This window comes from Cupriavidus sp. 05N40 (assembly GCF_056397305.1).
Genome location: NZ_JBFTND010000268.1, coordinates 1 through 9,940, shown reverse-complemented (window position 1 = coordinate 9,940; position 9,940 = coordinate 1). Strand labels below are relative to the sequence as shown.

The 9,940-nt window shown below is 66.4% G+C and carries 12 protein-coding genes; 1 reads left to right on the top strand and 11 read right to left on the bottom strand.

Annotated features, from left to right (window positions below):
* On the top strand, positions 1-279 hold a 279-nt coding region (locus AC1DO7_RS37000), incomplete at its 5' end, for a hypothetical protein (protein ID WP_441649724.1).
* 813 nt (positions 280-1,092) lie between these two features.
* Here the strand turns inward: AC1DO7_RS37000 and AC1DO7_RS36995 are convergent.
* The 11 genes from AC1DO7_RS36995 to AC1DO7_RS36945 all read right to left on the bottom strand — a co-directional run.
* Positions 1,093-1,800, bottom strand: coding sequence for a lysozyme (locus AC1DO7_RS36995; RefSeq protein ID WP_477117282.1), 708 nt, complete (start codon positions 1,798-1,800; stop codon positions 1,093-1,095).
* Between the two features lies 1 nt (position 1,801).
* A complete protein-coding gene (locus AC1DO7_RS36990) occupies positions 1,802-1,999 on the bottom strand; it encodes a hypothetical protein (protein ID WP_441616170.1) in 198 nt (65 codons plus the stop codon).
* Positions 2,000-2,082: 83 nt separating this feature from the next.
* On the bottom strand, positions 2,083-2,292 hold the full coding sequence (locus AC1DO7_RS36985; RefSeq protein ID WP_441616172.1) for a hypothetical protein: 210 nt from the start codon (positions 2,290-2,292) through the stop codon (positions 2,083-2,085).
* Between the two features lie 9 nt (positions 2,293-2,301).
* Positions 2,302-3,273, bottom strand: coding sequence for a hypothetical protein (locus AC1DO7_RS36980; RefSeq protein ID WP_441616173.1), 972 nt, complete (start codon positions 3,271-3,273; stop codon positions 2,302-2,304).
* 1 nt (position 3,274) lies between these two features.
* Entirely contained in the window at positions 3,275-3,877 is a 603-nt protein-coding gene (locus AC1DO7_RS36975) for a YmfQ family protein (protein ID WP_441616175.1), read from the bottom strand.
* Positions 3,865-4,914: a baseplate J/gp47 family protein gene (locus AC1DO7_RS36970; RefSeq protein WP_441616177.1), complete on the bottom strand. Its 1,050-nt coding sequence runs from the start codon at positions 4,912-4,914 to the stop codon at positions 3,865-3,867. Before AC1DO7_RS36970 ends, AC1DO7_RS36975 begins: the two co-directional genes overlap by 13 nt.
* The gene (locus AC1DO7_RS36965) at positions 4,904-5,299 is read right to left on the bottom strand and encodes a phage GP46 family protein (RefSeq protein WP_441616179.1); all 396 of its coding nucleotides are present in this window, start codon (positions 5,297-5,299) and stop codon (positions 4,904-4,906) included. Before AC1DO7_RS36965 ends, AC1DO7_RS36970 begins: the two co-directional genes overlap by 11 nt.
* The gene (locus AC1DO7_RS36960) at positions 5,296-5,811 is read right to left on the bottom strand and encodes a phage baseplate assembly protein V (RefSeq protein WP_441616181.1); all 516 of its coding nucleotides are present in this window, start codon (positions 5,809-5,811) and stop codon (positions 5,296-5,298) included. Before AC1DO7_RS36960 ends, AC1DO7_RS36965 begins: the two co-directional genes overlap by 4 nt.
* A complete protein-coding gene (locus tag AC1DO7_RS36955; protein ID WP_441616183.1) occupies positions 5,808-6,929 on the bottom strand; it encodes a phage baseplate assembly protein in 1,122 nt (373 codons plus the stop codon). Before AC1DO7_RS36955 ends, AC1DO7_RS36960 begins: the two co-directional genes overlap by 4 nt.
* Complete coding sequence (locus AC1DO7_RS36950) at positions 6,926-8,167, bottom strand: DNA circularization protein (RefSeq protein WP_477117281.1); 1,242 nt, start codon at positions 8,165-8,167, stop codon at positions 6,926-6,928. The genes AC1DO7_RS36955 and AC1DO7_RS36950 overlap by 4 nt, the downstream gene beginning before the upstream one ends.
* Positions 8,168-8,177: 10 nt before the next feature.
* On the bottom strand, positions 8,178-9,940 hold a 1,763-nt coding region (locus tag AC1DO7_RS36945; protein WP_477117280.1), incomplete at its 5' end, for a phage tail tape measure protein.

The window sequence follows — 9,940 nt, the reverse complement described above, 5'->3', positions numbered from 1 at the left end:
CTCGTGCCGGTTCTTTTCCCCGAAGCTCCGGTGTTGGCATTGCTGGATCCACTGACCTCAGCCGATGACAACGCCATAATGATCCTTGCCAATGGTGGTCGGGTATCAGAAATCTCCAGCGAACACGCCACGTTGGCGGCGCTCCGGGAATCCCTGGCCCGCGTGCTCTCAAAGGTCGGTGAACTCGTCAAGCCCGGGCTTCGAGCACCGTGGAACGTGGATCGCCGAGCGCGAACGACGTCCGGCGTTGCTGARACAGGAGAGTATCGACAGCCATAGCATCGAGACTACCGGCAGGCCGCCACCGCCGCCTCCAGCCTGATCTCGTACGCCGAGCGCTGCTGCCTCGCCACCAGMGCCGTCCGCCCCTTCGTGGAGGTACGCAGCCGGGGACCTGCTAGCGCCTTCACTTTGCACGGCAAGGCCAGCGGAACGGTCGTCCTGCATCGTGCCCCTCCCCGGCGCCGGCCTTCGCTTGTGATTCAGTACGCCACTGCTAGACTTATTTTCGCCCGGGCTAGAAGGCAAATCATGACAACGTTCCAGCGCGGCAACCTATTTATAGTCACGTCCGTAGAGGAGTTGCCTTCGGGGCGATACCGGGGATTCTTGACCCTATCCGGAGGTGATGAAGCCGATACACGGCACACCTGCGCAAAGTGCCGAGACAACCCGCTTGATGCCCGTAACGATGCGGATGCTGACGTTGAATACGCCTATAGGCAATACCTTTCCGCTCGCATTGGCGGCAGTCCAAGGCCGCACTGAACACTGGCCCCATGCTACGATTTTTCCTCGTTGAAACGGGGGCGCAATGGAGAGCCAGAAACGCGTGGGGTATCACGATCTGACAGCCTATACGCAGCTCCTGTCCTCCGGGAAGCATCAGAGGTTCGTCCTGGTGAAGCACCACACACTCGCTGGCATTGTTCAGACGGTCTTTCGAGCGGGAAGATCGACCACGGAGGAAGCTGAGGCGTTTGCACAAGCGGAAGCCAGAATGGAGCGTCTGATAGGACTTCTCAATGACTAGGCAATCGCCACCAACATCGACTCGCCCCGCCTTTTCGGCTGGTCGTTTCGTTCAGTGCATTAGTCAGGCCACGCTTCCACCGTTTTCCGGTGCCGCACCGCACATTCCCCCAACGCCCCCAGCAAGTCCCCCATAACCCATTCCTGCCAAGCGTCATAGGCGGCCGCCGCCGGCGCGTCCGGTACGACGCAGGGTGCAGCGAGCGCACTATCGAGCGGCGGCGGCTTGTTGGGTCGCGGCAACGGCTTCGGCGAGCTTGCGCACGCGGAAATCATCAGGGCGACAGCCAGCAGGCAAAGGCGATGCATTCTTGAAGTCCTTGCGGATGGCGTCCAGCTTGGCGCCCAGGATGGATTGGATGCCGGCAAACTCGCCGGCCTTTTGCGCGACAGCTCAGCGCAGGCCCCGGCCACGTCGCCGGCATTGAGCTTGCGCAGCAGCGTGCTGCTACGAAACGCGGCCGGCCCGACGTTGTAGACGAACGAGGCCAGCGCCGCGCGCCGTGTGGGCGGCAGGGGCACTGTCACCGCCCCGTCGACCACGGCCAGCGCCTTGCCCAGCTCGCCGCGCATTAGCGCCTCACACTCGGCGTCGCTCTTGCGCTGGCCGAGCTTCACGCCGGCCGTGATGCCGCTGCAGATGGTCGGGATCCCGACGGGATCCAGATAAGCCACGTTGCTGCGGCCCTCATAGAAGCCCACCACCACCGTCGCGATGGCCACCGCGCCGCCGGCGAGCGCCGCCGCAATCCTCTGCTGGATGCCCATCTCAGCCCCTCCGCGTGCGTGCGCGCCACCACGGCCGAATGGCCCTGGCCCACAGCGAATGCGCGATCAACCCCAGTACGTAAAGCAGCGTGGCCGCGCTCGCCCAATCGGCCACCCCATACCCCATGAACGACATCACCGTCACCGGCGCCGCCGGAGCGACCTTCACCACCTCTGATGCCATTTCGGCTTGAATCACTTCTGTTCCCCGGAAAAGAAAAAGCCCGCACGCGGCGGGCTGAACAATGCTTTTTTTGTGAAGGTGGAGCGAACCGCCGAGGCTTACACCTCAGGCAGCAGCGCGGTTGGGTCATGCGCCGCGTACACGGCCTGCACCCCCACCTTTACCGCCTCGGGCGTGTCGTCGAAGAACTCGATGTTGCCGAGCGGCGTCCACGAAAAATGCTCGCCAATCAGCCCGCCATAGGCTTTCAGCTCATCAAAAAAGGTCGGGCCGATCGGCTTCTTTTCGTTGCTTTGGTTTTCAGGCATGACCCCTCCTTAGCCGTGAATCATCACGGTGTTGTTGGCACCACCGAGCAGGGTGGCTTGCGATGTCGACGAGGTGGAGCCGTACAGCGTCGAAGTGTGATTCCCCTCCGCCATCCCGTTCACCAGAGAGCCGCTGATGAACTGCTGACGCAGGAATGTGGTCCCCGAAATGCTGATCTCGGAGGCCGCCCCGGCCAGCGCACCATCGATATACGTGGCCGCCGTGGTGAGCCCGCCCGACGTGTTATTTGACAGGCGCCCCATCGCCTGAAACGTCCCGCCATCGCTGCCACTGAGCAGCTCATTCCAGACCAGGAACTCGACGCGCAGCGCGCTCGTCACCTCGGCCAGCGCGGTGTTCGTGAAAGCGACATCGGTCAGCAGCGTCGCAATGCCTCGCTTAAGCCGCCGGTTGAACCAATTCAGGCAAAACATCTGCAGCGCCGAGTCAACAAAGTTCTTGGCCGCCGTGGTGCGGATCAGGCCGACGAGCGTCCGCGAGGGATCCCCATTCTTGATCTGCACACCATTCGTATCCGTGGCGCGCACCGTCGTCGACGGTTCCAGCGCCATCACACCACCCGCCGTCATGTACGCATACACGTAGTAGTTGGTGCTTGCCGCCAGCCCGGTGTTGTCAATCGATACCCCGGCCGCCGGGATCTGTTGCGGCGCCCCGGCAATGATCAGGCCATTGCCATCGAACGCCGACAGCTTGAGCTGCGTGCCACTCACCACCGATAGGCGACACTGACCATGCCCACCACGCGGCAGCAGCGCCATGATCGCCTGCACCAGCTGGTTGCGCTTCGTTTCATCCGGCGCGATCCCGGCCTGCGCACAGACTGCCAACACCTCGTCGGTGATCGCGTTGCCCCAGCTCGCCGGGATCAGCGAGCCGATCCGGCCAATCGTGGCGTCCTCGTCGACAAACTTGCCGTCGACCAACCCGACGCCCGGGACACTTTTCGGGTAATCCATATCACTCCTCGTAGTTGAACAGGACGATCGTGTGGGCCGGCGCGTAGCGCTTCAGCAGACACTCAATGCCCTCGTTTTGGTTCATACCGAACCGCTCACCCCATTGCGTGACACCCCAGCGCCGCCCGCCCTCAATGCGGCGCCCGAGATTCACTGTCCAGAAAAACTGCTTTCCCCAGGTGCCAAAGCGGTCCCGCCCGAAGCGCGACCGCCCGAAGCGGGGCGCGCGATGCTCGGTGATCGTGGCGTCGAGATAGCCCTGCCCCCACGCGATCGACAGGAAATAGGGAATGCTTTGGCCACCCACCGCGACATGCCGGGCCCGAACCGCCTTGCGCCGATCCTCGAATGAGGGCGTCGCCCCCATGCACGGATCCGGCAGCGCCATGACGCGCTCCCAATCCGGCACCAGCTCGCGCACGGTGAGCGGATCCGCCTCCTCGATCATGTCGCCGGCCCGCGCATCGACGCGCGCAAACTCGGGCGCGAGGCCGGCGAGCAGCGCGTGAATCGCCGCCGCCTGCTCGACTTCCCATGCCGGCCCCGGTGGCAGCAGCGCGCTCAACTGCTGCGCGTATTCCGCGTCGGTCCTTACGGCAGCCATGCAATGCCTCCGAAGGTCGGGATCTCATTGACCGCCAGCACCACGCTGGCCGCCGGCGCGACCAGTTGGTGATCGTTCTCGCCGGGCGACTGACTGATCGCCTCACCCAGGTGCGTGCGGATCACCGTGACCCCGAGATCGCCCTCGCGCTTGAGCAGATCGCGCAGCGACTGCTCGATGGCCGCACGAGTCTGCGTGGTGTCGGGAATCGCCTTGATCTGGAAGGCGATCACCTTGGCCGCCGGCGCGAGCACATACAGCTCGGCCGTGACCGGGCGCGTCGCCTCGATGTGCGCCTTGACCTGGTCGAGCACGGCCTGCACCGGGATCGGGCTCGCATCGTTGTCGCGCACCACGAACAGCCCCACGGTGCCCGGCCCCATGTAGTTGCGAATGCACCAGGCGCGCGTGATGCCGGTGACCTCCAGCGCCCATGTCACGTAGTCGTCCGCTGCGCCGCCTTGCGGCACGATCTGGTAGGAGCGGATCACGCGCGAGCGCAGCGATTCGATCGTTTCCTGATCGGTGCCGCCCACGATCCCGCCCACCCCCACCACACCAGCAGCCGCGACGCCAAGCACGGGCGACACCAGCTCCATCGCCGCCCCCTCGGCCACGTCCCCGCCGCGGCCGGGATCCACCGCCGTCACCGTGACCGTGGCCTGCGCGCCGGCAAATTCGACGGGCGTGACCACCGCGTAGCGCCGGCCGTCCGGCGTCTGCAGGATCGTTCCCGCATCGATGACGGCCGGCGCCTGCCCATTCATGGCGACCGGGCCGGTGGAGGCGATCGCCTCGCCGCGCGGCGTTTTGAGGCGCAGCCTGGCGATGCGCAGCAGCATCTCCTCGTCACAGGTATCCGGCAGGATCTGGTCGGCCGCCCACTTGATATGACCATGCAGGCCGGACGTGGCGCCGGCATGCACGCGGCTGATCACGACCTGGTCGGAGCGGCGCAGCGCATCGACCGCCTTGGCGGTCAGATCCGCATCGGCGCGCTGCACGAGTTGCGGGAGTGTCGGAGTGCTAAACGCCATGCTGTACCTGCCAAATGTCATCGAAGTTGAACGGCGGCAGCGGACCGCCGTCGTCGGATAGCGTCACCACCAGGTTGACGCGCGTGCGGTCGGGCGTGGTCACCTGCACGTCCACCGTGCGCACCAGCTCGTCGTCGATCATCCACTGCAGCGCTTCGCGCGCGTACGCCTCGGCCGCGCGCAGCACCTCGGGCACAACCGTCTTGCGGCGCAGAAGCCAGAGGCGCGAGCCGATCCGGTCGCCGGCCACGGCCGGGAAGGTGTCGCCCCACCAGCCCATACGCTGGTCGTCGTCGAGCTGGTCGTCGGCCCCTGCGCGCCGCCAGGTGAACAGGCTGATCTCGGCCGCGCGATAGAGCAGCGCCTGCTGCGCGGTCGTCGTCATAGCTGCATCTCCCCGGTGATCGCGCCGGTTTCGGGATGCTTGTGGTGCAGCACCGGCTTGCCCGCGATTTCCACGTCAACCGCCGCCTTGACCTTTCCGCCGGCCTCGAAGTCCTTTTGCGTTGTCACCTTGGGCGCATTCAGCTCGATGGCCACCTCGGCGTTGACGCGAAAGGTGCCCGTGGTCAGCTCGGCGATCTTGCCGTTCTTGAGCACCAGCGCCTGCCCCTCGCCGGTGAAGATCGCCACCTCACCGGGCTGCAGGCCCTGCAAGCGCGCCCGGCGATCGGTGACCATGAGGGCGACACCGTGCGAGCGATCGCCGCCCAGGAACGCCACCAGCGCCTCGGCACCCTCTGTCGGGCAACTGGTGAACCCATACGGCTCAAAGTGCTCCACGTTGTCCTTCACCTCGCGCGCGGTGAGGCGCAGCTGCAGCGTCTGCAGCTTGCGGCCGGCGTTGGCCAGCACCACCCCGCCACGCGCGAGCATGCCTGTCACAAACTGGTTCATTTCCTTTTTTCCCAATCGGCCGGCAGCAGGTACTCGAAGTCATCCTTCCCCTTGCCGGTCTTGTCCCGTTTTCGGCGCTTGCTTGGATCCGGCGGCTCAGCCTCGAAACCATCCGGCGGCGCCACCGTGAGCTTTGCCTTAGTGCCGCCCTGGTTGCTCAGGCTGTACTCGATCTCGGTGATCAGGAGATCCCGGTCGAAGCCCACCAGCGGATCGACGACGCGCACGATCTGGTTGTGCCGCCATAGCGCCCCGTTGGACTGCCGCCAGCCTCGCACCTCATAAGTGGCCTGCAGCGCCTTGCTGATCCGGTTCTCGCGCTCCCACGCCACGCGCTGGCGTGCCAGCTCGGGCGTCATCTGCCCACGCTCGTGGAGCACCAGCACGCGCTTGCGCGGGATTCGCGCGTCTGTCGCTCGCGCCTCGACCTCGCTGGCCGCCAGGCCATAGACCTCATCCGTCCCGGCCCGCTGCCCCTTGCTGACGTACTCGGAAAACACATTCGCGAAGTCCAGCGGCGCGTCACCACTGAGCAGATTGACGCCGCGCTCAAGGCGATCGACCGCCCGGCCAGCACTACCCGGCCGGGCGATCACAAGCCGCCCCTGCGCGTCATCGGTGGACAACAGCCGAGACAGGCGCAGCAGCCGATCAATGGACTCGAACGCCGTCTCGCCAGGCTGGATCGTGTGGTCGGCGAGCGCCGCGTTGTCCTGCAGCTCACTGCGCACCGTGATGCCAAACGGTTGCGCGAGCGCCTGCACGATGCGCAGCACGCCCTGATTGCGCCACTGGCCGGGCGCGTTGTCAGCGCCACAGTCCACCAGATCGCCCGTCAGCGACCGGCCAGTCACCGAGGTGGAGATCTCCCGGCTATCCCACCGCACGGGCGTCGCATCGACCCAGCCGGTCAGCATCAGCTCGCCACCGATGCGGACCTCGCAGCGATCGCCCTGCCGGATCATGCGCGGCCGGTCACCGCCGCCCGGCCACTTCCACGTAATGCCGACCGAGAAGTCCCGCGCCTGGCGCTCGATGCCCGCCCCGATCCGCACGTCTTTCCAGCCGCCGTAGTCCATGCCGTTGACGGTCAGCGTTACCTCGCTCGCATCGCTCATTTCATGGCCACCTGCAGAGGCGCCGGCGGCAGAAAGCCGGGATGCGACGCACGGTTACGCACCACGATCTCGTCGGCCCGCGTGGCGTCGCCAAAGCGCGCATACGCGAGAACCAGCGCCGGCACCGGCTGGCCAGGCGTGACGGTCGTCAGCCTCACCGCCGGCCGCGCCACGGCCGCCAGGTGCCGCGACACCTGAATCCGCGCATCGGTCAGCAGCTGGTAGTGCCACTGCGGTGCGGCCTGCGCCTGCCCCCAAATCGCCTCTGTGACCTCTTCGCGCACGTCGAGCACGTCGTCAGCCACCGGGATCTCCGGCCGCTCGATCGGCTGCTGCACCTGCACGTCCACAGACGGGGCTGTCGGCAATGGCGCCGGCGCGGTGGCCACCGGCATCTCGCCCACCTCCTTGACGGTGTCGGCGATCAGCAGATCCTGCGTGAGCTTCACCGTGGCATCGTGGACCGCCGCCGCTGCCTCACCCTGCGGCGGCACGATTGCCGCGAGCGACGATACCGCCGAGGCCTTGCCGAACAGGCTACCCAGCCCACTGCCGAAGCCATCGAACGCATGGAAGGCGCCCGGCAGGTTGGCCATCACGCCGCGAATCGTGCCGGTCAGCTCGCCCGGCGCGTTGAGCACCAGGCTGGCGAGGTTCTGCGCGGTCCCGATCGCCGCGGCCAGCGGCGCGGCGTACTGCTGCAGCGCGCCGAACGTGCCGGCGGCGGCCTTGGACAGTTGCGCGACATTGACCTRCGCCGTGTTGACCGCGGCCATGGCCTGCTCGAAGCGTGTCAGCCCGCCCTCGGCCAGCGCCGCGCCGGCAGCGGAGGCCGCCTTGCCGGTGTTGACCTTGGCGGTCGGGTTGAGCAGCTCGCTCGACTCGGTGAAGGTCAGATCGAAGCGGGCCATGCCGCCCTCGGCGTAAGCGTGGGACATTTCGCCCTCACCCGCCGCGACCTGCATCGTGCCCAGCCACGGATGCACCAGCTCGCCAGGCCCCTCCTGCTCAAGCGCCTTGAGCAGGGCATCGCGCTTGTCCATATAGTCCGCGCCGATGACGAAGGCGGTGACCTTGTACGCCCGCGTTGCCCGCCCCATGTCCTCGACATAGGGCACGTTCTTGCCCGGGTATTCGTGCGTGACCGTGCGTCGCCCCACGGGCACCTTGTCCCCATCCACCTGGAACGGGACGCCGCGGAATGACGCCGGGCGCAACTTGTCGCGCCAGCTGGCCATGCTTTCTCCTTTAGGATGCCCCGGACAGCGACCGGAAGCCGACGCGCGGGGTCATGGTGAGCCCCGGCTGATTGGTATTGCCTGGATCGACACGGGTGCCCGGCGGCGCGTTCTCGAACCGCACCACCATGTCGCCGCGCAGCTGCTGCGCCTGGGCCGTCTGCCCAGACAGGGATGCCGTCCAGTCCCGCAAGCCCTGCGTGCCGGAGCGCACCCCGTTGCCGAGTGCCTCGGTGGCGGCCGGGCGCGAGTCCTGGAACAGCGCGCCGACCTTCTGACCGACCCACTGCGCGCCGCTCATCAGCGGCTCGATGTACGGCCGGACCCGGTCCCACAGGCCGCGGAACCACGCGACGATGGGCTCCCAGTTGGAAATGATCAGACCGAGGGGCGTGAAGTTGTAGAACAGGGCTTTGATGCCCTGCCACGCGACGCCAGTGACCGCTACCACCGCGCCCCAAAGCGCGCCGAAGAACTCCTTGATCGGCTCCCAGTTGCGGATGATCGGCGCCAGCACGGTCCAGTCCAGCGCGACCTTGATCCAGCCCCATGCGACCTCGGCGTAACCCTTGATCGCCGACCAGATGCCCGCGAAGAACGGCGCCACCGTCGACCAGTTGGCGATCAACAGGCCAGCCGCCAGCGCGATGCCGCGCACCACCAGGCCGACCGGAGACAGACTCAGGATGCCGTTAAGCAGCGCCATGGCGCCCGACACCCCCACCACCGCCAGCTTGAGCACCAAGAGGCCCGCAGCAGCGCCCAGGACGCCCTGAATCACGCCCGGGCTGGCATTGGCGAATGCAGCCACGCCATCGACCAGCGGGCCAGCCACCGCGAGGAAGTTATTGAGTGGCGGCAGCAGGATGTTGCCGACCGCGATGCCGACACCGGCGACCCGGTTCTGCATCAACTGCATGTTGTTCGCCGTGGTGTCCGCGCGGGCCGCGTATTCGGCCTGCATCGAGCCGGCGTACTTCGAGGCGTCACCCACCTTCTCGAAGTTGGCCTTGAGCAGATCCATGTTGGTGAGCAGCGGCGCGATCGCCCCGATGGATTCCTTGCCGAACAGCCCGTCGAGCACCGATGCCTGCTTCGACTTGTCCACCTTGCCGATGGCCGTCAGCACGCGCAGCATCGTGCCCTGCGCGTCCTTCTGCATATCTACGGCGAGCCGCTTGGCATCGAGTCGCAGCGCCTTGAACGTCTGCTGCTGCTCTTTCGTCGCACTGGTGCCCGAGGTGAGCGTGAGCATCATGTTCTTGATGCCAGTCGCGGCGATCTCCTCCTGCACCCCCATGCCCGCCAGCGTTGCACCCATGGCGGCGATCTGGCTGGCCGCGAAGCCGGCCACCTCGCCCAGGGGGCCGATCCGCGTCACGATCTCGGAGATCTTGTTCGCCTTGGCCGGCCCCGTGTTGCCGAGGTAGTTGATCTGGTCGGCCAGCGTGACCACCTCGGTCTGCCCCAGCTTGAACGACGTGCGCCAGGTGGCCATCATCTCGCCGGCCGTCGCAGCGCTCTGGTCGAACGCCACGCCCATCTTGACGGCGTCCTCGGAGAACTGCAGCAGCTCCTCGTGAGACTTGGCGAATCCGGCCTGGCCGCCGGCGGCGGTGATGGCCGCGATGTCCTTGGCGGCCATCGGCAGGCGCTTGGACATGTTGACGATGTCCTGCCCCATTTCCTTGAATTCGCCCGGCGTCTCGAAGTTGACCACCTTGCGCACGTCGGCCATCGCCGATTCGAAGTCGATCGCCGCCCTGGTCGCGG